Here is a 25,059-nt window from a genome sequence, read left to right as displayed (position 1 = left end):
TGTTGCTATGGACGGCGTCGTCCGGTGAACAGGCTGACCAGGAACAGAACAATACCGACAACGAAGACAATTTTCGCCGCGCCAGCCGCGGTACCCGCCAGTCCGCCAAAACCAAGAGCGGCGGCAATTAACGCGATAACCAGAAATATAATGCCCCAACGAAACATAAGCCTCTCCTTTACCATAGTTAATGTCGACCGCTAAATCTGAGCGCTCAGATGCTCACGCGATATCTACAGGTGTAATTCTGATCTCGCCTTCTGGCCTCAGCCAGAAGGGCGAATTTAGATTTTTTATTTCGATTTCAGGTCGTTTTTAACGCTTTTCACGCCATCAACCGCTTTCGCGATGCTTTCAGCGCGGTCTACCTGCGCCTGAGAGTCAACCGTACCGGAGAGCTGAACTACGCCATCGGTAGTTTCAACTTTCACTTTACGTGACGGAACGATGTCATCTGCTAACAGTTTAGCTTTGATTTCGCTGGTGGTTGCAGTATCGCCTGCATAGCCTTTAACGCCCTGCTCTTTGCCATCACGGACATGCAGTTTGTCGCTGACTGAGGAGACACCCTCAACCTCTTTCGCCACTTTCACAGCCTGTTCGGCCTGTGCCTGGCTTTCAACGAAGCCACTCAGGGTGACGACAGCTTTTTCCGTTTTCACGGAGATATCGGTGCTCTTGATATTATCGTGATCCACCAATGCCGCTTTAACTTTAGCCGTGATAGCACTGTCATCCATGAAATTACCGACTTTATTCATAGAGCTATCGATTTTTTCACCTGCGCTGCTCGCGCTGTTTTGCGCCTTGTCCGTGGTGGTCTCTTCCGCCAGAGCGGAACCACTTACCAGGGCACTGCCCAACATGACGGCCAGCAGGGTTTTTGAAATCTTCACACTTTTCATATTCATCGATGTACTCCTGTTATCTACTCGTTATTCGAGCGACGAATATCCCTTAGATTCAGTCTTTAATATTGTGAGAGAACACAGGGTGAGGATGAGAGACTTATCAACACGCATTGAACAGAGCTTTCATCCACACCCGGTGTTAAACACTGAGTTAAATATAGATCACAATTTTAACGCCGCTTTCAGAATCGAGGAAAAAATGAACAACCAAAAGCAAATCGCGGTGATTTAAGAACATTCCGCAAGGAGTTAATAAGGCAGGGAATTAAGCAGAGCACGGCGACAGCCGTGCTCTGAGAGGGGATTAGTGCTCGCGGGTTTTGCGGAACTGTACGTCAGGATAACGTTCTTGAGTGAGGTTCAGGTTCACCATAGTTGGCGCGATATAGGTGAGGTTATCACCCCCATCCAGCGCCAGTTGAACTTCGTTTTTGCGCTTGAACTCTTCGAATTTCTTCACATCGGCACATTCCACCCAACGGGCGGTCGCGACGTTGACCGATTCGTAAATCGCTTCCACGTTGTACTCGCTCTTCAGACGGGCAACCACCACGTCGAACTGCAGTACACCCACCGCCCCTACGATCAGATCGTTGTTGGCGATAGGGCGGAATACCTGTACCGCACCCTCTTCGGAGAGCTGGACCAGCCCTTTGAGCAGCTGTTTCTGCTTCAGCGGATCGCGCAGACGAATACGGCGGAACAGTTCCGGGGCGAAGTTCGGAATACCGGTGAACTTCATCATTTCACCCTGGGTGAAGGTATCGCCAATCTGGATAGTACCGTGGTTGTGCAGACCAATGATGTCACCCGGATACGCCTCTTCTACATGCGAACGGTCGCCCGCCATGAAGGTCAGGGCGTCGGAGATCACCACGTCTTTACCGATACGTACCTGGCGCAGTTTCATGCCCTTTTCGTACTTGCCGGACACCACGCGCATAAAGGCGACGCGGTCACGGTGTTTCGGATCCATGTTGGCCTGAATTTTAAATACGAAGCCGGTGAATTTCTCCTCCTGCGCTTCCACTTCACGGGTGTCGGTTTTACGTGGCATCGGCTTCGGCGCCCACTCCACCAGGCCGTCGAGCATATGGTCTACGCCAAAGTTACCCAGCGCGGTACCAAAGAAGACCGGGGTGATATCCCCGCTCAGGAACAGCTCTTTATCGAACTCGTGAGAAGCACCTTTGACCAGCTCCAGCTCATCACGCAGCTGCGCCGCCAGCTCTTCGCCAACCGCCGCGTCCAGATCCGGGTTATCCAGCCCCTTCACGATACGGACTTCCTGGATGGTGTGGCCTTTACCGGTCTGATAGAGGTAGGTTTCGTCTTTATAGAGGTGATACACCCCTTTGAACAGCTTCCCGCAGCCAATCGGCCAGGTGATAGGCGCACAGGCGATCTTCAGCTCGTTCTCCACTTCATCCATCAGCTCCATCGGATCGCGGATGTCACGGTCGAGTTTGTTCATGAAAGTAAGGATCGGCGTATCGCGCAGACGGGTCACTTCCATCAGCTTACGGGTCCTGTCTTCAACACCTTTCGCGGCGTCGATCACCATCAGACAGCAGTCCACCGCCGTCAGAGTACGGTAAGTATCTTCGGAGAAGTCTTCGTGGCCCGGGGTGTCCAGCAGGTTGACCAGGCAGTCGTGATAGGGGAACTGCATCACGGAGGTGGTAATAGAGATACCACGCTGCTTTTCCATCTCCATCCAGTCAGATTTTGCATGCTGGCTAGAGCCGCGACCTTTTACGGTACCGGCGGTCTGGATCGCCTGTCCGAACAGCAGCACCTTTTCGGTGATGGTGGTTTTACCGGCATCCGGGTGAGAAATAATGGCAAAAGTGCGGCGCTTGGCCACCTCCTGCAAATAAGGAGACAACGTCATAATTAATCTTCTAAGTAAGCACGGCGAAGCGCCACGCATGATGAATACGAAAAATTGCGGCTATTTTACCCATCAACGGGGGGGAGGCAATCAGTGTTTACACAGGAGCTGCTCCAGTTCGCTCAACGAGGTAACGGTCCAGGTCGGTTCGATGCCTTCAGGCAGCGCGCGACCGTGCGCATTTAGCCAGCAGGTAGCCAGCCCGGCGTTCATGCCGCCGCGAATATCAGACTCTGCGGTATCGCCCACCATCAGTACGCGGGCGCGATCCGGATTACCGGCAAGCTCCAGCGCATAATCAAAAATACGCGGATCCGGTTTTGGTACGCCGACCTCTTCTGAGATCACCAGCGCATCAAAGTAGTCACGCAGACCCGTGCGTTCGAGGCGGATCTGCTGCAGTGCTGTAAAGCCATTGGTGATAATCCCCAGCTTCGCTTTGCCTTTCAATGAATCCAGCAAAGAGACGGCACCCGGCAGCGGAGCGCAGATTTCAGCCATCGCATTAAGGAAGGCATCATTCAGTACGCCAGGGCTGACGTTCAGGCGGCCGGCCCAGAGGTCAAAACGCTGATGTTGCAGCTGTAACGCAGTGATGGCGCCATTCTGGTAATCGACCCACAAAGGTTTGTTCACCGCCTGGTAATCCTGAAAATCCTCAGCGGTAAAGGTGATGCTGTAATCCAGAAACATCCGCTGTAAGCCGCCAAACGAATCGAAAGTAAACAGCGTTTCGTCGGCATCAAAGAAAATCCAGTCCCAGTTCATTTTACAACCTTTTTAGTTATCCAAGCGGTAGAGCCATGATGATGGCGTCTTCACGTCCTTCTGCAGTGGGGTAATAGTTACGGCGAATCGTCGCCTCGTTGAAGCCTAAGCTTTCATACAGGGCGATGGCGGCGACGTTCGATGCACGTACTTCCAGCCACAGCGTGAATACGTCTCGTGTTTCCAGCTCGCGAATAAGGTGCTCAAGCAGCGCCCTGCCCAGGCCACGGCGCTGGAAAGCAGGATCGACTGCGATGTTAAACAGCGTCGCTTCATCCAGAACAACCTGCGTGATGGCGAAAGCCGCCATAGTGCTATCGACATCCATGCGATAGTTCAGATACCGCTCACCCTGGTTGCTGGCGAAGGTTTTTTCACTCCACGGAAAGGCGTGGGCGCGTTTTTCAATGGCAAACGCCTGCGCTAAATCAGTCGTCGTGAGGGAAGAAATTGTGTTCATGTTCGCAGATTTGTTGCCACAGCGCGCTGAGGGCGGCCGGGTTGGCTTTAAGTTCGTCCAGCGCTGGGGTAGCAAGATTGCTGCCGTTAAGCGCCATCGCTTCCGTCACGCCGAGCTGCCAGCTGTTACAGCGACTCCCTTCTGGCAACATCGCCACGCGCTCCGGGGTGAGCTGTAGCACCTCATCGGGCATCAGCTTCAGGGCGCGAAGGACATCGGTCACGAAAGGCTCGCTCAGCGCGGGCAGGTTATTTGCCACCATCACCAGGCGCACATGCGCAGGGAGGGAGATGGCGATTTCGCCCTGCAATGCCGCCGGGCGGCGCAGCGCCCACTGGGTAATGCCCAGCTGCTGTAATTGCCTGTCTCGTCGGGATGTCATTGCGAAAACTCCTGTCTGTCAGGCGCGCAAATATACCAAACTCGTCGAATCTGCGCCAACAAACAACTATAATCGCCGCCACTGATTATTGAGGAACAACTATGTCTGCATTTACCCCGGCAAGTGAAGTCTTGCTGCGTCACAGTGATGATTTCGAACAAAGCCGTATTCTGTTTGCCGGAGATATGCAGGATGACCTGCCTGCCCGTTTCGATTGTGCCGACAGCCGAGCGCACACTCAGCAGTACCACCACTGGCAGGTTTTAAGCCGTCAGATGGGCGAGCGTGCGCGCTTTAGCCTGGTCGCGGAGCAGAACGATGTGGCTGACTGCGACACCCTGATCTATTACTGGCCAAAGAATAAGCCGGAAGCCCAGTTCCAGTTGATGAACCTGCTCTCACTGCTTCCGGTGGGCTGCGATATCTTCATCGTCGGCGAGAACCGCAGCGGTGTGCGTAGCGCCGAACCGATGCTGGAAGAGTACGTCACGCTGACCAAAGTCGACAGCGCCCGTCGTTGCGGCCTCTATCATGGCCGTCTGGACAAAAAACCGGCGTTCGATGCCGAAAAATATTGGGGGGAATACGCCCTCGATACGCTTACCATCAAAACCCTGCCGGGCGTCTTCAGCCGTGACGATCTGGACGTAGGAAGCAAACTGCTGCTTTCAACCCTGACGCCACATACCAAAGGTAAAGTGCTGGACGTGGGCTGCGGTGCAGGGGTGCTCTCCGCGGTGCTTGCCAGCCATTCGCCGAAGGTGCGCTTAACCCTGTGTGACGTGAGCGCGCCGGCCATTGAAGCCAGCCGTGCGACGCTTGCCGCCAATGGTATTGAAGGTGAAGTGTTCGCCAGCAACGTCTTCTCGGACGTGAACGGTCGTTTCGATATGATCATCTCAAACCCGCCTTTCCACGATGGTATCGAAACCAGTCTTGAAGCGGCCCAGACCCTGATTCGTGAAGCGGTGCGCCATCTGAACAGTGGCGGCGAACTGCGCATCGTCGCGAACGCCTTCCTGCCATATCCAAAAATCCTGGACGAAACCTTTGGCTTCCATGAAGTGTTAGCCCAGACCGGCCGGTTTAAAATTTATCGCGCCATCATGACACGCCAGGCGAAAAAATAACGTCTCCTGCCCGGCGTAAGCCGGGCACCGTTAAAGCCCATTTTTGCACCGTTCACGCTGCCCCTACGCATTTTTCTGTTGACGTCCTTCTTAAAACATCTAGAATGCGCCTCCGTGGTTACGATACTTTTAAAGTATCGATGGTTTGCGAAGGTGGCGGAATTGGTAGACGCGCTAGCTTCAGGTGTTAGTGTCCTTTGGATGTGGGGGTTCGAGTCCCCCCCCTCGCACCATAAATCACGTTGATATTGCTCGCACTGGGCGAAGGTGGCGGAATTGGTAGACGCGCTAGCTTCAGGTGTTAGTGTCCTTAGGATGTGGGGGTTCGAGTCCCCCCCCTCGCACCAACGAGGCGATATCAAAAAAAGTAAGATGACTGTGCGAAGGTGGCGGAATTGGTAGACGCGCTAGCTTCAGGTGTTAGTGTCCTTAGGATGTGGGGGTTCGAGTCCCCCCCCTCGCACCAAATCTTACCTTCTCTCTTGCAGTACCCTTCACTTCAGATTCATCATCAGCACCAACATCCCACTGATTAGCGCAACACACGATGGCAGCAACACAAAGTGCCGTAATGTTTTATGCCAGATCATGACCGATGTCAGCAGTAAACCAGTGACGATAATCCCTTTCCAGATCGCCATAGGCAGATCGACAAAGGCCAGCGTGGCGATAATCATCGCCGGCAGTAATATCCCCCACACACTCCCCAATGCTCTGCTTAACATAGTCTGTCCCGCACACTGATAATGATAACCAATATCATATGGTAATATTTCTCATTTGTCAGCACGGGCGGGAGTAAAATCCCTTGCGATCGGTTTTATCTATAGTTAGGATTGGCAATCATTATCATTTAGATTTTTATCCAATCCGCTTATGGCCATACAGTCCGCACATGCCGTTGAAAATATTCTCTGGCGCGCACCTCTCCCCACCGGGAGGTCGGCGCTTGCGGATGCGTTGCATAACACCATCGCCCAGACGCGTGAACATCTGCTGGAGTTCATTAAACTGGATGAAGCTCCCCCGCACAGCAGTATGACCCTGGCGCAGTGGCGCCGTCCGGTTGAGCTGCAATCGCTGTTGGCCGCCTATTCGGATCACATCTACCGTAATCAACCCAGCCTGACGCGTGAAAACAAGCCGCTCCTCTCTTTGTGGGCGCAGTGGTATGTCGGACTAATGGTGCCGCCGCTGATGTTAGCGCTGCTTGCGCAGGATACGGCGCTGGATGTCTCTCCCGAACATTTCCATGTGGAATTCCATGAAACCGGGCGTGCCGCCTGCTTCTGGATCGACGTCCATGAGGATAAGCAGACGTCCCGGCTTTCAGCTCAGCAGCGAATGGAAGTGTTGATTACGCGGGCGCTGGTTCCGGTCATTGAGGCGCTGGAAAAGACCGGGCAGATAAACGCGAAACTCATCTGGAGCAATACCGGTTACCTGATCAACTGGTATCTGAATGAGATGAAACCGCTGCTAGGGGAAGAGAACGTTGACGCACTGCGTCACGCCTGTTTCATGGACCGCTCGCTTTCTGATGGCAGCGATAACCCCCTTTTCCGCACCGTTGTTCTGCGCGACGGTTTGCTGGTGCGTCGTACATGCTGTCAGCGTAACCGCCTGCCCGATGTGCAGCAGTGCGGCGATTGCACGCTGAAGTAGGTTTTTGCGGGCGGATGCCCTTCCCCACGGCCCCGCAACGAAATCGGTGCTTCGCACTGCGCTCACCTCCCGACCTCCTGCCTGCGGTCGGCTCAACTCGACGTCCCTGTCTCGCTTCGCCTCTGGCCGCCATCCATGGCGTCCAGCCCTTGTCATCCGGTCTCCGGTTCGCCGATTTCAGCGGGGAGCCAACACCCGTGCACCGGTCAGGCCGCAGAGGAACCGGCATAAAGCAGAGATGCCTTAGTGAACGGAACGATTCCACCGTGCTTAACCGATCGGCATTATAACCTCCGTTGCCGGTTTGCTTTTACCTAAGCCACCTGCTGGCTCTCCTCTTCCGCGCGCTGCGCCTCTTCAGCCTCCTGCGCGAGCAGCTGTTTCTCGTACACCTTGAAGAACGGGTAATAAATAATGGCAGAAACCAGCGCCAGCAGTATCACCAGTACGGCGGCCCTGAAATCCCAGCCCAGTGCCCATGCCGCGCCAACCGGAGCCGGGGCCGTCCAGGGGACCACCGATATCACGCGTCCAATCAGATCCAGTTTCATTGCCGCCCATGCCAGTACCGCATTGACCATAGGTGCCAGCAGGAAGGGGATAAAGAAAACGGGGTTCATTACGATAGGGGTGCCAAAAATCACCGGTTCGTTAATGTTGAAGATGCTTGGCACCACACTCAGACGCCCAATAGAGCGTAAATGCGCAGACCGGCTACGTAAGTAGCAGAAGACCAGCCCCATGGTTGCACCCGAGCCGCCAATCACGATAAAGAAGGTCCAGAACGCCTCCATAAAGATGTGCGGCAGCGGTGCGCTCTGTGCCAGCGCCGTCTGGTTCATCCCGAGGTTAGTGAGCCAGAACATCTGCAGCATGCCAGAGACGATGGCAGCCCCATGGATCCCTGCAAACCAGAGCAGGTGCCCAATCAGCACCGCCAGCAGAATGGCTGGCAGCGAATCGGCAGCCGACACCAGCGGTTTGAAGATAGCCATAATGGCCTGCGGGATGAGCATATCGAACTGCGACTGAATAAACAGGCTCAGCGGATAGAGAGTTAACACCACCACCAGGACGGGAATCAGCAGATCGAAGGAGTTTTTGATCATTGGCGGCACCTGGTCAGGCAGGCGAATACCAATGTTGTGCGCTTTCAGGAAACGCATCATCTCCACGCAGTAGATCGCGACAAGGATGGCCGTAAAAATCCCCGTCCCGCCAAGGCTGTCTACCGGCATCGCCCCTTTCGTTTTAGGCGCGGCGATGAGTAAAAACGCCATTAAGGAGAGCATGGCGCACATGAACGGATCAAGCTGATGCGAGTTAACGTAATGCTTGCCCAGGTTGTAGGCAATGGCCGCGCAGATGTAAATGGACATAATGCCCATGGTCATATCAAACGGGGTCAGGATCTGGCCTTCAAACTGTTTTGCCATATCAAGCCAGGCGCGGGCAAAGCCCCAGGTGGTATCTGGCGAGAATGGCGGATAGGCAAACACCAGCAGGAACGAACCCACAATCATAAACGGCATGGCTGAGATAAAGCCGTCGCGGATGGCCATAACGTGGCGTTGGGCAGAGATACGCCCGGCAACAGGACTGACATAATTTTCGACAAAACGGAATATCAGGTTAAACGCAGCATGGTTGGCAGACATAACGGCTCTCCTGTCACAGGTTCGTTTCGGGCGCCTGCGCGCCGCACGGTGTTCCATAAACCACTTTCACCACCTTGCTGGTTCGTCTACCAGCGGTACTGCTCAAACGGATAGGTTTCATAGTCGACTCTTATTATTGGATACAGGGGGAGTTACGTATTCAGTATTAATCTCTGCATACGGCAACTGCAACCGGTTACTGTAACCGGTTTCCGTGAATGTGAAGGCGATCCAGAAATCACTGATACGGGATTTTTGTTACTTAAGGGATATTTACAGAGCATAATTTGATATGAAAGATTACGCAGACTATTTCGCAGGAGAAAACAATGAGTTTGCAGTCTGTAAGGCAATTTTTTGCCGACAATGCTCCGGACATTGAAGTCATCGAGCTCAGCCAGAGTACCGCTACCGTTGCGCTGGCTGCGGCGGCACACAACGTTGCCCCCGGCCAGATCGCCAAAACCCTTTCACTGAAGGTTAAAAACGAGGTGATTTTAGTGGTGGCAAAAGGTGACGCCCGCCTGGATAACAAAAAATTAAAAGAGGCCTTTGGCGCCAAAGCACGCATGCTCAGCAGCGACGAAGTCGTGACCGTAACCGGCCATCCTGTAGGCGGCGTTTGCCCTTTTGGGCTGGAAAATCCGCTGGCAGTCTACTGCGATGTCTCTCTACGGGAGTTTAAAGAGGTGTTACCCGCTGCGGGGGCCATTCACAGTGCCGTTCGCATTTCACCGGAGAGAATGGCCACGCTGACGGATGCAACCTGGGTGGATGTCTGTCAGTAAGCAGGGCGCCAGAGAAACCTCTGGCGTCATGTTCAGGAGTGATAAAGCATAAAGTTTTGTGGATTACGACGATCCGGCATAGGGAAGTGGCTCAGGATGTCGGCAGCATTCAGCAATCCCATGTCGGAGTGAACACCCAACTTAACCATGGCGTTAAACTTATGTGCGCGAATGGTTTTGATATTGCGATCCAGACGCGTGGCAATCTCCGGGATTGAATATCCGCTGGACATAAATTGCAGAATGGCGCGCTCTGTCGGGCTCAGTAAGCGTCCACGATGCAGGTTCCAGTGATTATGAATACTGTCACTGCTCCGCCGCGTTTCGCTTAACAGCGCACCTAACTGCTCCTGTAACGCTTTGACCGATTCCGATTTAATCACAATACCGTGCAAATGCGACGGGGAGAGGTGGTTGATAAGACTGGCCTCTTTGGTATCAGACGCCAGAACAATACGCTGAATATGGCTATGATTGGCGGCCAGCGACTTTAAACATTCCAGACAATAACGGCGCTCATTTCGCGAATCGGAAAGCGAATAGATAAGTGCTGAAAATGGAATAGTCTCAAGTGCTTCATTAAATTGCGCAATATCGCTGAAAATAGAGGGATGATAATTTTTAAGAGTCGGGCTGGAAAACAGATGTTCCAGACCAACGGCACTCATTGTGCACTTTTCGACGATAGCGATAGGTCTCTTAACGGCGCTCTTTTCCATTCGTCCTGTTCTCCATAGGCTGAAAAAAGATTCAGCTCTTTCATTCCCTTGTTACTGTTAATCCACGCGTACATTTCGGCATTACTGCGTAATGACAGTCGCCTCATGGCGCTATTTTTTTGGGCACTGACCGTTTTGTTGCTTTTTTTAAGCAAGGCGGCAATTTGATTTATGCCCCAGCCTTTTCCAAGCAGGCGTAACACCTTGCGTTCAGAGTGAGTCAACATCACCTCATCCCGACTTTCGTCGAGCTCCTCCAGCTCCGGTTTTAGCAGCGTCTGGCTAATGCGTTCTGCACTCTGGCTTCCGCCACGAATGGCGTTAATCACGCCCTCAATGGGCTCGATATCTGAAAGCAATGAACTCTCTGGTCGTAACAGAAGCTCTACCGCACAGGGATAGACCCGGCGTGAAACTAAAAATATCCAGTGAATATCACGGTAATGATTCTGCAAAGAATAATATTCTTCGCAAATTCGACGCGGGTTACGTTGCTCCCCGGAGATATCGGCAATGACAACATTCGCCCGACGTAATTGAAGAAGTGTAAGCTCTTCCTGAGAGCGGCAATAGGAAACTTCATAATCAGGCAAATTACGTGAGATAATACAACCTAAGCCCGTTTGCATTACCGGTAATTTACTGATAATAATTGCGTGCTGACAACTTATTGGCGTCATTTTTGTTTTGAGTCCTTTCCTGACGTTGATCAAACGCCGTTATCTTTATCGCATCCTCGATAAAGTAGTGCATCCTGTTTTTATACACCGCAAAAGTCGCTTACAATATCGCACACCCTGCCGAATTTGATAATGTACTATCACTGATCATTTTAAAAAGGTGAAGTTAGAAATTCTAAATATAACAAAAAGCGGAATGGATAGATTAATCATATAAAAATCCAGAATTAATAACGCCATTAATAACGCGAAAAATAAAATACCGATAGCCGAAAGTTTGATCTGCCTCAGCACCGGCGTTACAGCGATGTGTTGTAAAAGTAACCATTACGGGCTTTCAGGCATCACCATCGTCAGGGTAATCCATGCAGGTAGATCAATCATCGCAGCGCGCAACGACGCGGCTGTGTATTCAGTGCGGTCTGTTTTTATTACAGCACGGTGCGGAAAGCACGCTTGTTGAGGAGTTGTCCACCCGCCTGGGGCTGGCGCTGGGCATGGACAGCGTCGAAAGCGCCATCTCCTCCAATGCCATTGTGCTGACCACCATCAAAGAGGGCCACTGCCTCACCTCTACGCGCAAAAATCACGATCGCGGAATTAACATGCACGTGGTGACCGAGGTACAACATATCGTCATCATGGCCGAGCACAAGCTGCTGGATGGCAAAGATGTTGAAAAGCGCTTTAACCAAATTAAACCGCTCCGCTACCCCCGTTGGCTGGTAGTGCTGATGGTGGGGCTCTCCTGCGCCTGTTTCTGCGTGCTCAATAAAGGCGGCTGGGACGGGGCTGCCATTACCTTTGCCGCCAGCGCGCTGGCGATGTATGTGCGTCAGGTCCTTACCCACCGACAGATTCACCCGCAGATCAACTTCTGCATCACCGCCTTTGTGGCAACAACCGTCTCCGGCCTGCTGCTGCGGCTACCCGGCTTCGCCAGTACGCCCACTATCGCGATGGCCGCCAGCGTGCTTCTGCTGGTGCCGGGCTTTCCGCTGATCAACGCCGTGGCCGACATGTTCAAAGGCCATATCAATACCGGACTTGCCCGTTGGGCTATCGCCAGCTTACTCACGCTTGCCACCTGTATTGGCGTCGTGACGGCCATGACCTTATGGGGGCTTCGCGGATGGGCGTAATCACGTTTTTACTGGCGTTAGTGCAGGACATGCTGCTGGCGGCAATTCCGGCAGTGGGCTTTGCCATGGTCTTTAACGTTCCCCAGCGTGCGCTGGCCTGGTGCGCCTTACTGGGGGCTATCGGGCATGGTTCACGAATGGTGATGATGACAGCCGGACTCAATATTGAATGGGCAACCTTTATCGCCGCGATTCTGGTCGGCAGCATTGGCATCCAGTGGTCGCGCTGGTATCTGGCCCATCCGAAGGTGTTCACCGTCGCCGCGGTTATTCCGATGTTTCCCGGCATTTCGGCCTACACGGCGATGATCTCGGCGGTCAAAATTAGCCATCTCGGTTACAGCGAGCCCCAAATGATTATGCTGCTGACAAACTTCCTGAAGGCCTCCTCGATTGTCGGCGCGCTCTCCATTGGCCTGTCTATCCCCGGTTTGTGGCTATATCGCAAACGTCCTCGGGTATGAAATTTGTGTTCCCGGTCGGCCCCAGAGATAATCGCCTGACCCACCCGGCAATAAAAGGAAGCGATGTGGCATACCCTGACAGCGAAGCTGGCGAAATCACTGACGAATCCAGCCTGAAAGACAAAATTTTCCTCAGCGCCATCGCCCTGTTCGCCGAATACGGCCTGAACGGCGCGCGTATGGAGCAGATTGCCGAGAAGGCAGGTACCACCAAGCGCATGGTGGTTTACCATTTTAAAAATAAAGAGAATCTCTATCTGCTGGTGCTGGAGTATGTCTATACCCAGATCCGCGCCAGTGAAAGACAGTTGAGCCTCGATGGCATGCCTCCCGTCGAAGCGCTGGTGCATCTGGTGGAGACCACCTTCGATTACCACGCCGATCACCCGGACTATATTCGCATCATCTGCATGGAGAATATGCAGCGTGGCCGCTTTATGCAGCAATCCAGCTATTTGCGGCAGGTCAACCGCAGCGCACTGGAGCTGCTGGAGGCCATCCTCACGCGCGGCAAAGCAAAACAGCTGTTTAACCAGAGCGTGGATGCCCGGGATCTGCACCGTTTGATCAGCAGTTTTAGCTTTCATTATGTGGCGAACAGTTACACCTTTACCCTACTCTTTGAAGAGGGGGCAGACGAGCAGGCCCAACGTGAGCACTACCGTAAGATGGCGGTACAGGTCGCCCTGCGTTATACCTGCCCATAAAATCGCTTGCAATTAAATTGCGCACTACCTATATTGAAGACATGAAAACGATACCCACTGATAACACCGCTGCGCTGTTGCTGGATAACCAGCTCTGTTTTGCCCTCTATTCGGCGAACCTTGCGCTGAATAAGCTCTATCGGCAACTACTGGCGCCGCTTAATCTCACCTACCCGCAATATCTGGTGATGCTGGTGTTATGGGAAAAGGATGACATTACCGTGTCGGATATTGGTGAACGTCTCTTTCTGGATTCCGCTACCTTAACGCCGCTGTTAAAGCGTCTTGAGGTTGCGGGCTTAATCGTTCGCCAGCGTTCGCGCCAGGATGAGCGTCAGGTGGCCGTCACCCTTACTGAAGCAGGTACTGCCCTGCAACAGCAGGCGCTGGGTATTCCCAATGCCGTAGGCTGTGCAGCCCAGTGTGATGTCGACACGCTGTCCGTCCTGAAACAGCAGCTGGAACAATTACGTCATCAGCTTCACCGCGCGTGAAGCTATAGTTTATATGTTTGCCACACGTAACTAAATCGCTCGCTATTAAATAGCAAGCAAAACACAAGATAAGGAATCTGCCATGTCTTTAGAAAAAGTTGTCTACACCGCCAAAGCGACCGCTACCGGAGGCCGTGACGGCCGTGCTACCTCTTCCGATGGCGTTCTGGATGTTAAACTGGGCGTACCCAAAGAGATGGGCGGCGCGGGCGGCGAAGCCACCAACCCAGAGCAGCTGTTTGCTGCGGGTTACTCCGCCTGCTTCCTCGGTGCCATGAAGTTTGTTGCGGGTCGTGACAAAATCAGCATGCCGAAAGAGGCCTTTATTGAAGGCGAAGTGGGTATCGGTCCGCTGCCGACCGGTTTCGGGATTGAAGCCAAACTGAACATTCACCTGCCAGGTATGGATCAGGCAGAAGCGAAAAAACTGGTCGATGCGGCCCACATTGTCTGCCCTTACTCCAACGCAACGCGCGGCAACATTGATGTGACTCTCAACATCATCGCGTAATCCGCTGGCTGCCCTTATCCTCTGGATAAGGGCACATTCATCCCCCCTTCTCTCTGTGCTACTATGTGCTGCAATCACGCCCGCAGTAATCCAGTTGAGAAAGTGCTATGTCCTCCAGAATCCTGACAACCCGCGTCACTGGCCTTGATGCCCTCACGCACGATCCTCGTGGCGTGCTGGCCAATGCCGAAGGCGGCGCCATCGCGGTCTTTGTCGATAATGCGCCTGCTTTTTACGCCATTACCCCGGAACGTCTGGCGCAGTTGTTGGAAACCGAAGCGCGGGTTGCCCGCCCGGCCAGCGATGTCACCCTGGATACGCAATTTTTCGAAGAACCTACCAGCGCTCCGGTCGCCGTACCGATGGGCAAATTTGCCATGTATGCCGGCTGGCAGCCGGATCCCGATTTTCAGCGTCAGGCGGCCTTGTGGGGCATTGCCCTCACCCAGCCCGTCACGCCGGAAGAGCTGGCGGCGTTTACAGCTTACTGGCAGGCTGAAGGTAAAGTTTTTCACCATATTCAATGGCAACAAAAACTGGCGCGCAGCGTACAGATCAACCGCGCCAGTAATGGCGGCCAGGCCAGACGCGATATCAATTCATTTTCAGAACCGGATAAACAGATCCCCCACGGATTCCGAGGTGCCAAATGAAAGAGTTCGGCGAACTGATGAAACGCCTGCAGAAGATCATGCCGGCGAACGTAAAACCGGCGTTTACCACCGGCGAAGAGCTTCTGGCGTGGCAAAAAGAGCAAGGTGAGATCCGCGCCGCGGCGCTGGCCCGCGAAAACCGGGCCATGAAAATGCAGCGCACCTTTAACCGCTCCGGCATTCGCCCGCTGCATCAGAACTGCTCGTTTGAAAACTACAAAGTAGAGAGCCAGGGGCAACTGGCGGCGCTGACGCAGGCGCGTCAGTACGTGGAAGAGTTCGACGGGAATATCGCGAGCTTTATCTTTAGCGGCAAACCCGGCACCGGCAAAAATCATCTTGCTGCTGCCATCTGCAACGAGTTGCTGCTGCGCGGAAAGTCGGTGCTGATCATCACCGTAGCCGATATTATGTCGGCAATGAAAGACACCTTCAGCAATCGCGAAACCAGTGAAGAGCAGTTACTCAACGATCTGAGCAACGTCGACCTGCTGGTCATTGATGAAATTGGCGTCCAGACCGAATCCCGTTATGAGAAAGTGATCATCAACCAGATTGTCGATCGCCGCTCCTCCTCCAAGCGCCCCACCGGCATGCTGACCAACCACAACATCGATGAGATGACCCGTCTGCTGGGTGAACGCGTTATGGATCGCATGAAGCTCGGCAACAGCCTGTACGTGATATTTGACTGGGAGAGTTACCGTAGCCGTGTCACCGGGAAGGAGTATTAAGAAATCTACCCGGGAAGTGTCTGGCCGTGGGGTTTATACTGGCCCCACTTCCGCCCCAACTCTTTGAGTAAGTCTTATGAAAACAGCATCTCTTCTCAGCGCCGTATTAAGCGCCACGTTAGTTCTGGGTTCCGCCCACGCCGCATCCTGGCAGGATTCGCTCTCCAGTGCCGCCAGCGAACTTTCCAAAAGCAGCGGTTCAGAAAGCGGCGGCCTCTCAGCCAGTACCCTGACCGGCCTGCTGGGTAACAGTAACCAGAGCCTGAGCGCGGGCACCATGAACAACGCCGCCGGGATCCTGGAGTATTGTGCGAAACAGAAACTGGCGTCGGTCACCGACACGCAGAATATTAAAAATCAGGTTCTGGGTAAGCTGGGTCTGGATACGCAAGAACAAAAAGAAGATACCAATTTTATGGACGGTATTCAGGGTCTACTGAATGCACAGAATGGTCAGCAGCTGAACCTGAACACGCTGGGCGACTCCGCGCTGGGTAAAAAGGTCAAAACCAAAGCCTGCGATTTAGTATTGAAGCAGGGACTTAACTTCCTCTCCTGAACCTCCCCCTTTTTGACGACATCACGCCGCGATTAACAGCTTACGCTCACCTCGCGGCGTGCACGCTTTATTTCCCCTGCCTGACATTGCCTGAGCCCCCGTATCGAGGGATGAGACGCTGCTCAAAGTTTGCAATATCTAAACCAAATCCTAACAACAGCACAATTTGATGACACTAGAATTGCAGCTACATGGCATCGCAATTACATTGTATTACCCAAAAAATAGACAGTTGGTTTGTTAACCCGCGGCTGCAATCGTTGAGGATAAGCTGTTGTCAGAGTTACTTTCTTTTACCCTGTTTCTCGCTTCGGTAATGGTTTATGCCTGGAAAGCGGGTCGCAACACTTGGTGGTTTATTGCCACGCTGCTGGTGCTGGGGCTTTTTGTTGTTTTAAATATTACCCTGTACGCCAGCGATTACTTTACTGGCGATGGCATTAACGATGCCGTTCTTTATACCCTGACCAATAGTCTTACAGGTGCGGGGGTTAGTAAGTACATACTTCCCGGTATAGGGATCGCTACCACGCTAGCGCTGGTGTTTGGTCTGTTGGGCTGGGTGTTGCGCCGTCGTCGCCACCATCCGCACCATCTTGGCTATAGTCTGCTGGCGCTGATACTGGCATTGGGCTCTGTGGATGCCAGCCCGGCATTTAATCAGATTACCGAGCTGGTAAAATCCCAGTCTCGCGACGGTGACCCCGATTTTGCCGCCTGGTACAAAGAGCCCGCAAAAACCATCCCCAACCCCAAACTGAACCTCGTTTATATCTATGGTGAAAGCCTGGAGCGCACCTACTTTGACAACGACGCCTTCCCGAATCTGGCACCGGAGTTAGGGGCGATCAAAAATGAAGGGATTGATTTCAGCCATACTGCTCAGCTGCCGGGTACCGATTACACCATTGCGGGCATGGTGGCCTCCCAGTGCGGTATCCCGCTGTTCGCCCCGTTTGAGGGCAATGCCTCGGCCTCGGTATCGAGTTTCTTCCCGCAAAATATCTGCCTGGGCGACATCCTGAAAAACTCCGGCTATGAGAACTATTTTATGCAGGGCGCCAACCTGCGCTTTGCCGGGAAAGATGTCTTTCTGAAATCTCACGGCTTCGACCATCTCTACGGGGCCGAGGAGTTAAAAACCACCGTCGCCGACCCGAGCTATCGCAACGACTGGGGCTTTTACGATGATACGGTCCTGGACGAGACCTGGAAAAAATTCGAAGCGCTGTCCAGGTCCGGTAAGCGTTTCTCGCTATTCGCCCTGACGGTGGATACCCATCACCCGGATGGCTTTATCTCCCGCACCTGCCAGCGCAAGAGCTATGCCATTGATGGCAAACCGAACCAGTCGTTTAGTGCCGTTGGCTGTAGCCAGGAGCACATTGCAGCGCTGATTGAGAAAATCAAAGCCTCGCCGTACTTTAAAAACACGGTGATTGTGGTCTCTTCCGATCATCTGGCGATGAAAAATACCGCCTGGGACGAGCTGAATAAGCAAGATCGCAGCAATCTGTTCTTCGTGCTGCGCGGCGATAAGCCGCAGCAGGAGACGCTCGCCGTTAAGCGCAACACCATGGATAACGGCGCCACGGTGCTGGATATTCTCGGCGGCGATAACTTCATCGGTCTGGGCCGCAGCAGCCTGTCAGGGCAATCCTTGTCAGAAATTTTCCTCAATATGAAAGAGAAAGTGCTGGCCTGGAAACCGGATGTCATCCGCCTGTGGAACTTCCCGAAAGAGCTAAAAGCGTTCACCGTCGATAGCGATAAAAATATGATGGCCTTCTCCGGCAGCCATTTCCGCCTGCCGCTGCTGCTGCGCGTCTCAGATAAGCGCGTCGAGCCGCTGCCAGAGAGCGAATACTCCGCACCGCTACGCTACCAGCTGGCAGATTTTGCTCCGCGCGATAACTTCGTCTGGGTCGATCGCTGCTACAAGATGGGCCAGCTCTGGTCACAGCCGCTGGCGCTCTCTACCGACTGGTGCGTCTCCCAGGGCCAGTTGGGTGGGGAGCAGAACATTCAGCGTGTGGACAAGCCTCAGTGGCAGGGTAAAACGGCGTTCAAGGATACGGTCATCAGCACCGATCGCTATAACCGCAACGTCGAGATGCTGAAGGTGGCCGATAACGACATTCGCTATAAAGCCGACAGCTTTGTCTTTAACGTCGCCGGTGCGCCAGAAGAGGTGAAGCAGTTCAGCGGCATCTCGCGTCCGGAATCCTGGGGCCGCTGGTCTAATGCCCAACTGGGCGACGAAGTGAAGATTGAATATAACCAGCCCCTGCCGGCGAAGTTTGACCTGGTCATCACCGCCAAGGCCTTTGGCCCCAATGCTAATCGCCCTATCCCGGTGAGGATTGGCCAGAGCGAGCAGACCCTGAAGCTCGGCAACGAGGTGACCACCACTACGCTGCATTTCGACAACCCTTCACGCAGCAGCACCCTGGTCATTGTACCGCCGGATCCGCAGTCCACTAACGAGGGCAATATCCTCGGTCACTCTCCGCGCCAGTTGGGGATTGGGATGGTGGAGATTAAAATCGTCAACGCCGAAGGCTAACCGCAGGAGAGGGCTGCCTCTCCTGCGCGGCAATAAAAAAACAGCGCCCAACACCACCCCGGGCGCTGTATGGCAAGACGTTAAAAGGCAATCACCCCTTTAATCAGCTGACGATTATTGATCACCCCCGGTTCGTAACTCTCTGCCAGCTCGTGAAAAGCGTAGCGGTGCGTCAACATCATGTCTGCGCTCAGCTTGCCCTCCGCCATCAGCCTGCCGACCTTTGCAAAATCCTCTGCGGTGGCATTCCGGCTGCCCATCAGGGTGGTCTCTTTCTTGTGAAATTCGGGATCCGAAAAACAGAGATCGCCCTTAAACAGGCCGACAAAAACAATGCTTCCCCCGTGACGAATCAAGTTCACGCTGTTGTTCATGGCGTGCGGGTTGCCGGTAGCGTCGATCACCGTCTGCGCCAGCGCCCCGTCAAAGTGCGCCCGTATCTGGTCGGTAAAGTCCGCCGCCGCAGGGTCAACCGTCGACAGTCCAAGAGACCCGGCAACATGTTCACGCCTGGAAGCGCTGGTATCCGCAACGACCACCCGGGCGCCATCCGCATGGGCAATCGCCGCCGCCCCCAGCCCAATGGGCCCGGCCCCCACCACCAGCACCGCATCGCCGGGCTGTACGGCCGCACGGCGGACCGCATGGGCGCTGATGGCGAAAGGCTCAATTAACGCCGCCGCTTCGGGGTCGATACCCTCTGCCAGCAGCAAATTAGTAACGGGTACGGCGAGATACTCGCAGAAGCCGCCATCCTGATGCACGCCAATGACCGAAATCGCCTCGCAGCAGTTGGTCCTGCCGCTCAGGCAGGCGGGACAGCGCTGACAAGCCACATAGGGGATCACCGCCACCTGTTGCCCCGGGCGCAGCGTACGAATATTTTCCCCCACGCTAATGACCTCGCCACATATTTCATGGCCTAACACCCGGGGGTAATTAAAAAAGGGTTGATTCCCACCCCAGGCGTGAATATCGGTGCCACAAATCCCGACGGTTTTTATTTTTATTAGCGCTTCGTTTTCGCCCGCTACGGGAATGTCTCGCTGCGCCCAAATAAGTTTTTTTGGTTCCTGACACACCAGCGTATTCATTGTTGCCATTTTTTTGCCTCCCGTTTTTTTGTGGATTCAGATATTGATGAAAATAAGAAATAACGGGCAGGCAAAAAGCTGAAATGTGAAATCACGCGCATAAAGCCGTTTTAAATAGGGTTTTAATGCCTCTCCAATGGCAAAAGGAGCCCGTATGAGCCGCTCACAAAATTTGCGTCATAACGTGATTAACCAGGTCATCGATGATATGTCACGGGGGCACATTCCCTCGCCGCTGCCGTCGCAAAGCGCGCTGGCAGAGATGTATAACATTAGTCGCACCACCGTTCGCCACATCCAGTCTCACCTGTGCACCCGCGGCGTACTGGCCCAGGTGAACCATGACTATGTGATTATCCGTCAGCCTACCAGCGAGGATGGCTTCACCTGCGACGCGGCCCCGCTGGCCGAACAAAACCGATTATTTGAGCAGGCATTTTTTTCAATGATTAACCAGCGCCAGCTGCGCGCAGGTGAATCCTTTTCCGAGCTGCAACTTGCTCGTGCCGCCGGAGTCAGCCCTGTGGTAGTGAGGGAGTACTTACTTAAGTTCAGCCGCTACAACCTGATTGAGAGCGACAAACGCGGCCAGTGGAGTATGAAGCAGTTCGACCAGTCCTATGCCGAGCAGCTCTTTGAACTGCGCGAGATGCTGGAAACCCACGCCCTGCAGCACTTTCTCAACCTGCCAGACAACGACCCGCGCTGGCTACAGGCGAAAACCCTGCTGGAGGAGCACCGCGCCCTGCGTGACAGTATTGGCGACAGTTTTCGCACCTTCTCCCTGCTGGATCGCGACTTTCACTCGCTGCTGCTCAGCGCCGCCAATAACATCTTTTTCAACCAGTCGCTGGAGATCATCTCCGTGATCTTCCATTTCCACTACCAGTGGGATGAAAGCGACCTCAAACAGCGCAATATCATCGCCATTGACGAGCACATGACCATTCTCAGCGCGCTTATCTGCCGCAACGATCTAGATGCCAACCTGGCGTTGCGTAACCACCTCTCAACCGCAAAACAGTCCATGATTCGCTCCCTGCAACAGAGCGCGACGGTCTTTTATTAAGTACCGATTAAAAACGACAAACTATTAAGGGCAGCACGCTTCCGATAAAAGGCCCGCGCGAGAAAAAAAAGGCTGCCTATGCTCACGATAAGTCGACCTGGTGTTATTTCCCGTGAGTGACAGTGAATTTAAATTTACATCACTTGTCGTTATCAATATTCCTCTTATTTATAAAAAAAGAGAAATAATAAAAAATATTTCAGGAGTCAGGTGTGGAAAAAAACAATATTACTCTCGACCCGCAAACCACCTTCGACAAAGAAAAAACGCGGGATATTCCCGTACCGCCGGTGGGTGCCGTAGCGCGTTCTCCGCGTATTAAACGCATTCAGACGACCGCCATGCTGTTATTATTTTTTGCGGCGGTGATTAACTACCTTGACCGCAGTTCGCTGTCGGTGGCAAACCTCACCATTCGCGAAGAGCTGGGGCTAAACGCGACCGAAATCGGCGCCCTGCTCTCCATTTTCTCTCTGGCCTACGGTATCGCACAGTTACCCTGCGGCCCGCTGCTGGACCGCAAGGGCCCACGGCTTATGCTGGGGATAGGGATGTTTTTCTGGTCGCTTTTCCAGGCGCTCTCCGGCATGGTGCAGAACTTTACCCAGTTTGTGCTGGTACGCATCGGGATGGGGATTGGCGAGGCGCCCATGAACCCCTGCGGCGTTAAAGTGATTAACGACTGGTTTAACATCAACGAGCGTGGCCGCCCTATGGGCATCTTCAATGCCGCATCCACTATCGGCGTGGCCATGAGCCCACCTATCCTGGCCGCGATGATGCTGGTCATGGGCTGGCGCGGTATGTTTATCACTATCGGCGTGCTGGGGATTTTCCTCGCCATCGGCTGGTACATGCTCTATCGCAACCGTGAAGAGTTATCGCTGAGCGGCCAGGAAGAGGCTTACCTGAACGCGGGCAGCGTCAACGCCCGCCGCGATCCGCTCACATTCGCTGAGTGGCGTAGCCTGTTCCGCAACCGTACCATGTGGGGGATGATGCTCGGCTTCAGCGGCATCAACTACACCGCCTGGCTCTACCTCGCCTGGCTGCCAGGTTACCTGCAAACGGCTTATAACCTCGATCTGAAAAGCACCGGTCTGATGGCGGCCATTCCGTTTATCTTTGGGGCGGCAGGGATGTTAACTAACGGCTTCGCCACCGACTGGCTGGTCAAGCGGGGAATGGCGCCGGTGCGGAGCCGTAAAATCAGTATTGTTATCGGTATGCTCTGCTCAGCGGCCTTTACTTTCGTGGTACCGCAGGCAACCACGCCGATGAGTGCTGTTTTATTGATTGGGATGGCGCTGTTCTGCATCCACTTTGCGGGTACATCGTGCTGGGGATTGATTCATGTCGCCGTCGCTTCGCGCATGACGGCCTCGGTAGGTAGCATTCAAAACTTTGCCAGCTTTATCTGCGCGTCCTTTGCGCCCATCGTGACCGGATTTATCGTGGATACGACCCACTCCTTCCGCCTGGCGCTTATCATCTGCGGCTGCGTCACCGCACTGGGGGCGCTGGCCTATATCTTCCTGGTTCGCAAACCGATCGACGATCCTCGTCAGGCGTAAGTCTGAAATACGCGCCCCGGAACGGGGCGCGTGATTTATCAGAAGGTTTCCCAGTTGTCGCCAGCATCAGCGGTTGCGGTTTTACGCGCCATCGCCGGGGCCGCAACAGGTTTCAGCGACGCGTTAGCGCGCGCTTTCTGCTGCTCCTGCTGAATGCGGAAGACCGCTACAGCCTGCGTCAGACGGCTCGCCTGCTCTTCCAGCGCGGCGGCGGCGGCGGCGGACTCCTCCACCAGCGAGGCGTTCTGCTGAGTCACGCGATCCATCTCCGCAACGGCCAGACCTACCTGGTCGATACCGCGGCTCTGCTCATCAGAGGCCGAGGCAATTTCGCCCATGATGTCCGTAACGCGGGTTACGGCATTAACGATTTCACCCATGGTTTCACCGGCGCTCTCTACCAGGGTAGAGCCCAGATCCACGCGGCTCACGGAGTCTTCAATCAGACTCTTAATCTCACGCGCGGCCTGCGCACTGCGCTGAGCCAGGTTACGTACTTCGCCAGCAACAACCGCAAAACCACGACCCTGCTCGCCCGCACGCGCCGCTTCAACGGCGGCGTTGAGCGCCAGGATGTTAGTCTGGAAGGCAATGCCGTCGATCACGCTAATGATGTCGGCAATTTTTTGCGAACTGCCGGCAATATCACGCATGGTCTGCACCACGTTATCCACCACTTTGCCGCCTTTCTGCGCGGTTTCAGAGGCGCTCAATGCCAGATGGCTCGCCTGACGGGCGTTCTCGGCGTTCTGCTTCACGGTGGCGGTCAGCTCTTCCATGCTGGCGGCGGTCTCTTCCAGAGAAGCGGCCTGCTGTTCAGTACGGGAAGAGAGATCGTTGTTACCCATGGAGATTTCGCTCGCGCCGCTGTAAATCGCGTTCGCGCCATTACGCACGTCGCCGACGGTACGCACCAGCTCACCCTGCATATGACGCAGCGTTTCAGCCAACTGACCCATCTCGTTAGTCCCTTCCACATCGATGCGCTTCACCAGATCGCCGCTGGCGATATGACGAATGCTGTCGATCAGACGGTTCATCGGAGAGATCAGGGCCTGACGGATACCCAGCCACACGCCAACAATCACCACCAACACCGCAACCAGAATGCTAATCAGCACCCAAATCGCCTGGCTGTAAGAGCTGTTGCTGTCATCCACCGCAGTCTGATACAGCTTGTCGTTCTGCTGCAGGTAGTTAACGTACTCTTTCTCGAAAGCGTCCTGATAACCCTGAGTCGGCTGGTCAAAGAATTCGTTAATTTTACCCGCGCCCAGCAGCTGGATCAGCTCGGCCAGTGCGCCATGATAGATATCGTAGTTACGTTTAATTTCCAGCGCTGCGGCGTCGTTCTGACGCGGGTCGCGCGGCAGAGCTTCGTAGTCAGCCCAGCTTTTTTCCGCCTGCTTCAGGGAAGCCGCAGCAATCTGCATCAGATCGTTAACGGTCGCACCGCTGCCGATATTGTTCTGATCCATCATGTAGCGGATACCCGCACGGTTCAGGGTGTTACGGGTTTGCAGCAACGCGACCCAACTGCCGTTAAGCGTGGATTGTTGCTGACGAATGGTTTGCAGAACGGTGAAGTTTTCTTTGTCATGCTTCAGGGCATTAAAGAAAAGACCACCGGATGTGAGTTGTAAAAGGCCAAAAATAGCTAATACTATCAACAAGCTAGTAACAATCTTAATACGATTTAACATTTTTTCTCTTTCCACCAGACAGATAACAGAATTTTCGGCCTGGTAAGGGAAAACTTTACGAAAATCGTCCTGATCGTTAGCAGAATTTACTCTTCATCCTGCCTGGCGGAGCGCTGCTGACCCAGCGCAATAAACTCCCGCAGTAGTCCGGTCAACTGCTGCATCTTCTCTGCGGTAAATTCCGCCTCGATCTGCTGATACACCTCTTCCACTTCGGCCTGGGCGTGGGCGTACAGCGCCTGCCCCTCTTTGGTAAGCGAAACATAGAGTTTGCGCTGGTCATTTACCGGTTTTAATCGCAACACCAGCCCTACGCTCTCCATCCGGGTGAGGATGCCGGTCAGGCTGGGGCGCAGAATGCAGGTTCGAAAGGCGAGATCGTGGAAATCCATATTCGGGTTTTCAGCCAGCACGCGCACGATGCGCCACTGCTGCTCCGTCAGATTATGGCGTTTGACGATGGGGCGAAACCAGGCCATCGCCGCTTCTCTGGCCTGAAGCAAAGCAATGGTGAGTGAGTCGTGCATAGCACCTCCCTTAAAATCATTAACAAGCTAACAATCGTCTCCGACGGACTCTGACTGTCGCCTTCACGTGAAGAAAAAAGTCTAACAGAAAACAGATAAAATCATTAACTCACTGTATATAAACACAATTATTATAAATATGTAAATTTATTGTTATTGATATCACAAATATTTCACTTCCGTTTGCCAATGTCCGAACGAAAGCCT

Annotated in this window: 27 protein-coding genes and 3 tRNA genes; 17 read left to right on the top strand and 13 right to left on the bottom strand. The window is 53.8% G+C overall.

The window, feature by feature from the left end; genetic code table 11:
• Positions 1 to 5: 5 nt before the first annotated feature.
• The 6 genes from B2Q93_RS20175 to B2Q93_RS20150 form a co-directional block, all read right to left on the bottom strand.
• A complete protein-coding gene (locus B2Q93_RS20175) occupies positions 6 to 167 on the bottom strand; it encodes a DUF1328 domain-containing protein (RefSeq protein WP_046885052.1) in 162 nt (53 codons plus the stop codon).
• A gap of 126 nt (positions 168 to 293) precedes the next feature.
• Complete coding sequence (osmY, locus tag B2Q93_RS20170; protein ID WP_046885053.1) at positions 294 to 911, bottom strand: molecular chaperone OsmY; 618 nt, start codon at positions 909 to 911, stop codon at positions 294 to 296.
• 304 nt (positions 912 to 1,215) lie between these two features.
• Positions 1,216 to 2,805 (bottom strand): peptide chain release factor 3, encoded by a 1,590-nt coding sequence (prfC, locus tag B2Q93_RS20165; protein ID WP_046885054.1) that lies wholly within the window; start codon positions 2,803 to 2,805, stop codon positions 1,216 to 1,218.
• 90 nt (positions 2,806 to 2,895) lie between these two features.
• Entirely contained in the window at positions 2,896 to 3,573 is a 678-nt protein-coding gene (yjjG, locus tag B2Q93_RS20160) for a pyrimidine 5'-nucleotidase (protein WP_040077282.1), read from the bottom strand.
• Positions 3,574 to 3,589: 16 nt separating this feature from the next.
• Positions 3,590 to 4,033, bottom strand: a complete 444-nt coding sequence (gene rimI, locus B2Q93_RS20155; protein ID WP_040077283.1) for a ribosomal protein S18-alanine N-acetyltransferase — start codon at positions 4,031 to 4,033, stop codon at positions 3,590 to 3,592.
• Positions 4,002 to 4,415, bottom strand: a complete 414-nt coding sequence (locus B2Q93_RS20150; RefSeq protein ID WP_286934264.1) for a DNA polymerase III subunit psi — start codon at positions 4,413 to 4,415, stop codon at positions 4,002 to 4,004. The genes rimI and B2Q93_RS20150 overlap by 32 nt, the downstream gene beginning before the upstream one ends.
• Positions 4,416 to 4,516: 101 nt before the next feature.
• On the opposite strand from B2Q93_RS20150, the gene rsmC reads away from it, so the two are divergent.
• The 4 genes from rsmC (at position 4,517) to B2Q93_RS20130 (ending at position 6,011) form a co-directional block, all read left to right on the top strand.
• Positions 4,517 to 5,545 (top strand): 16S rRNA (guanine(1207)-N(2))-methyltransferase RsmC, encoded by a 1,029-nt coding sequence (gene rsmC / locus B2Q93_RS20145; protein WP_286934262.1) that lies wholly within the window; start codon positions 4,517 to 4,519, stop codon positions 5,543 to 5,545.
• Positions 5,546 to 5,692: 147 nt separating this feature from the next.
• A tRNA-Leu gene (locus B2Q93_RS20140) sits at positions 5,693 to 5,778 on the top strand.
• 28 nt (positions 5,779 to 5,806) lie between these two features.
• Positions 5,807 to 5,892 (top strand) — tRNA-Leu (locus tag B2Q93_RS20135).
• Positions 5,893 to 5,925: 33 nt separating this feature from the next.
• Positions 5,926 to 6,011: transfer RNA gene (locus B2Q93_RS20130), tRNA-Leu, on the top strand.
• 28 nt (positions 6,012 to 6,039) lie between these two features.
• On the opposite strand, the gene B2Q93_RS20125 is transcribed toward B2Q93_RS20130, so the two are convergent.
• A complete protein-coding gene (locus B2Q93_RS20125) occupies positions 6,040 to 6,270 on the bottom strand; it encodes a DUF1435 domain-containing protein (RefSeq protein WP_286934260.1) in 231 nt (76 codons plus the stop codon).
• 151 nt (positions 6,271 to 6,421) lie between these two features.
• Here B2Q93_RS20125 and fhuF point away from each other — a divergent pair, with 151 nt between their 5' ends.
• Entirely contained in the window at positions 6,422 to 7,210 is a 789-nt protein-coding gene (gene fhuF, locus B2Q93_RS20120; protein WP_286934258.1) for a siderophore-iron reductase FhuF, read from the top strand.
• A gap of 314 nt (positions 7,211 to 7,524) precedes the next feature.
• Here the strand turns inward: fhuF and B2Q93_RS20115 are convergent, their stop codons facing one another.
• Complete coding sequence (locus B2Q93_RS20115) at positions 7,525 to 8,868, bottom strand: PTS sugar transporter subunit IIC (protein ID WP_040077289.1); 1,344 nt, start codon at positions 8,866 to 8,868, stop codon at positions 7,525 to 7,527.
• A 329-nt stretch (positions 8,869 to 9,197) separates the two neighbouring features.
• Here B2Q93_RS20115 and B2Q93_RS20110 point away from each other — a divergent pair, with 329 nt between their 5' ends.
• Positions 9,198 to 9,656, top strand: a complete 459-nt coding sequence (locus B2Q93_RS20110; RefSeq protein ID WP_233801884.1) for a YbaK/EbsC family protein — start codon at positions 9,198 to 9,200, stop codon at positions 9,654 to 9,656.
• Between the two features lie 32 nt (positions 9,657 to 9,688).
• Here the strand turns inward: B2Q93_RS20110 and bglJ are convergent, their stop codons facing one another.
• Positions 9,689 to 10,324 (bottom strand): DNA-binding transcriptional activator BglJ, encoded by a 636-nt coding sequence (gene bglJ / locus B2Q93_RS20105; protein WP_040077290.1) that lies wholly within the window; start codon positions 10,322 to 10,324, stop codon positions 9,689 to 9,691.
• Positions 10,321 to 11,055, bottom strand: coding sequence for a helix-turn-helix transcriptional regulator (locus B2Q93_RS20100; RefSeq protein WP_286934252.1), 735 nt, complete (start codon positions 11,053 to 11,055; stop codon positions 10,321 to 10,323). Before B2Q93_RS20100 ends, bglJ begins: the two co-directional genes overlap by 4 nt.
• A gap of 365 nt (positions 11,056 to 11,420) precedes the next feature.
• On the opposite strand from B2Q93_RS20100, the gene B2Q93_RS20095 reads away from it, so the two are divergent.
• From B2Q93_RS20095 to opgB, 9 genes are all read left to right on the top strand, one after another.
• Positions 11,421 to 12,197 carry a threonine/serine ThrE exporter family protein gene (locus tag B2Q93_RS20095; RefSeq protein WP_046886512.1) on the top strand — a complete coding sequence of 259 codons (777 nt, stop codon included), beginning with the start codon at positions 11,421 to 11,423 and terminating at the stop codon, positions 12,195 to 12,197.
• The gene (locus B2Q93_RS20090) at positions 12,188 to 12,661 is read left to right on the top strand and encodes a threonine/serine exporter (RefSeq protein ID WP_286783758.1); all 474 of its coding nucleotides are present in this window, start codon (positions 12,188 to 12,190) and stop codon (positions 12,659 to 12,661) included. Before B2Q93_RS20095 ends, B2Q93_RS20090 begins: the two co-directional genes overlap by 10 nt.
• Before the next feature lie 65 nt (positions 12,662 to 12,726).
• Positions 12,727 to 13,368 carry a TetR family transcriptional regulator gene (locus B2Q93_RS20085; RefSeq protein WP_212478240.1) on the top strand — a complete coding sequence of 214 codons (642 nt, stop codon included), beginning with the start codon at positions 12,727 to 12,729 and terminating at the stop codon, positions 13,366 to 13,368.
• Between the two features lie 41 nt (positions 13,369 to 13,409).
• Entirely contained in the window at positions 13,410 to 13,862 is a 453-nt protein-coding gene (locus B2Q93_RS20080) for a MarR family winged helix-turn-helix transcriptional regulator (protein WP_286934247.1), read from the top strand.
• Positions 13,863 to 13,944: 82 nt separating this feature from the next.
• Positions 13,945 to 14,373 (top strand): organic hydroperoxide resistance protein, encoded by a 429-nt coding sequence (locus tag B2Q93_RS20075; RefSeq protein ID WP_040077297.1) that lies wholly within the window; start codon positions 13,945 to 13,947, stop codon positions 14,371 to 14,373.
• A 107-nt stretch (positions 14,374 to 14,480) separates the two neighbouring features.
• Positions 14,481 to 15,026, top strand: coding sequence for a primosomal protein DnaT (gene dnaT, locus B2Q93_RS20070; RefSeq protein ID WP_046886509.1), 546 nt, complete (start codon positions 14,481 to 14,483; stop codon positions 15,024 to 15,026).
• Positions 15,023 to 15,760 carry a DNA replication protein DnaC gene (gene dnaC / locus B2Q93_RS20065; RefSeq protein WP_040077299.1) on the top strand — a complete coding sequence of 246 codons (738 nt, stop codon included), beginning with the start codon at positions 15,023 to 15,025 and terminating at the stop codon, positions 15,758 to 15,760. The genes dnaT and dnaC overlap by 4 nt, the downstream gene beginning before the upstream one ends.
• Positions 15,761 to 15,836: 76 nt before the next feature.
• Complete coding sequence (locus B2Q93_RS20060; protein WP_212478241.1) at positions 15,837 to 16,319, top strand: DUF2501 domain-containing protein; 483 nt, start codon at positions 15,837 to 15,839, stop codon at positions 16,317 to 16,319.
• Positions 16,320 to 16,593: 274 nt separating this feature from the next.
• Positions 16,594 to 18,885, top strand: coding sequence for a phosphatidylglycerol--membrane-oligosaccharide glycerophosphotransferase (opgB, locus tag B2Q93_RS20055; protein WP_286934243.1), 2,292 nt, complete (start codon positions 16,594 to 16,596; stop codon positions 18,883 to 18,885).
• A gap of 80 nt (positions 18,886 to 18,965) precedes the next feature.
• Here the strand turns inward: opgB and B2Q93_RS20050 are convergent, their stop codons facing one another.
• Positions 18,966 to 19,988: a zinc-binding alcohol dehydrogenase family protein gene (locus tag B2Q93_RS20050; protein ID WP_286934241.1), complete on the bottom strand. Its 1,023-nt coding sequence runs from the start codon at positions 19,986 to 19,988 to the stop codon at positions 18,966 to 18,968.
• A 145-nt stretch (positions 19,989 to 20,133) separates the two neighbouring features.
• Here B2Q93_RS20050 and B2Q93_RS20045 point away from each other — a divergent pair, with 145 nt between their 5' ends.
• Both B2Q93_RS20045 and B2Q93_RS20040 read left to right on the top strand, forming a co-directional pair.
• Entirely contained in the window at positions 20,134 to 21,048 is a 915-nt protein-coding gene (locus B2Q93_RS20045; protein WP_046886505.1) for a GntR family transcriptional regulator, read from the top strand.
• A 212-nt stretch (positions 21,049 to 21,260) separates the two neighbouring features.
• A complete protein-coding gene (locus B2Q93_RS20040) occupies positions 21,261 to 22,622 on the top strand; it encodes an MFS transporter (protein WP_212478244.1) in 1,362 nt (453 codons plus the stop codon).
• Positions 22,623 to 22,660: 38 nt separating this feature from the next.
• On the opposite strand, the gene tsr is transcribed toward B2Q93_RS20040, so the two are convergent.
• Together tsr and hpaR are read right to left on the bottom strand one after the other, a co-directional pair.
• Positions 22,661 to 24,325, bottom strand: a complete 1,665-nt coding sequence (gene tsr / locus B2Q93_RS20035) for a methyl-accepting chemotaxis protein (RefSeq protein ID WP_286783763.1) — start codon at positions 24,323 to 24,325, stop codon at positions 22,661 to 22,663.
• A gap of 86 nt (positions 24,326 to 24,411) precedes the next feature.
• Positions 24,412 to 24,852 carry a homoprotocatechuate degradation operon regulator HpaR gene (gene hpaR, locus B2Q93_RS20030; protein ID WP_040077306.1) on the bottom strand — a complete coding sequence of 147 codons (441 nt, stop codon included), beginning with the start codon at positions 24,850 to 24,852 and terminating at the stop codon, positions 24,412 to 24,414.
• Between the last annotated feature and the right edge of the window lie 207 nt (positions 24,853 to 25,059).

This window comes from Leclercia sp. UBA5958, from assembly GCF_002430365.1.
In the GTDB taxonomy this organism is placed as follows: Bacteria; Pseudomonadota; Gammaproteobacteria; order Enterobacterales; family Enterobacteriaceae; genus Enterobacter; species Enterobacter pneumoniae.
The sequence above is the reverse complement of the archived record's forward strand: the minus strand, read 5'-3'. Positions and strand labels throughout refer to the sequence as shown.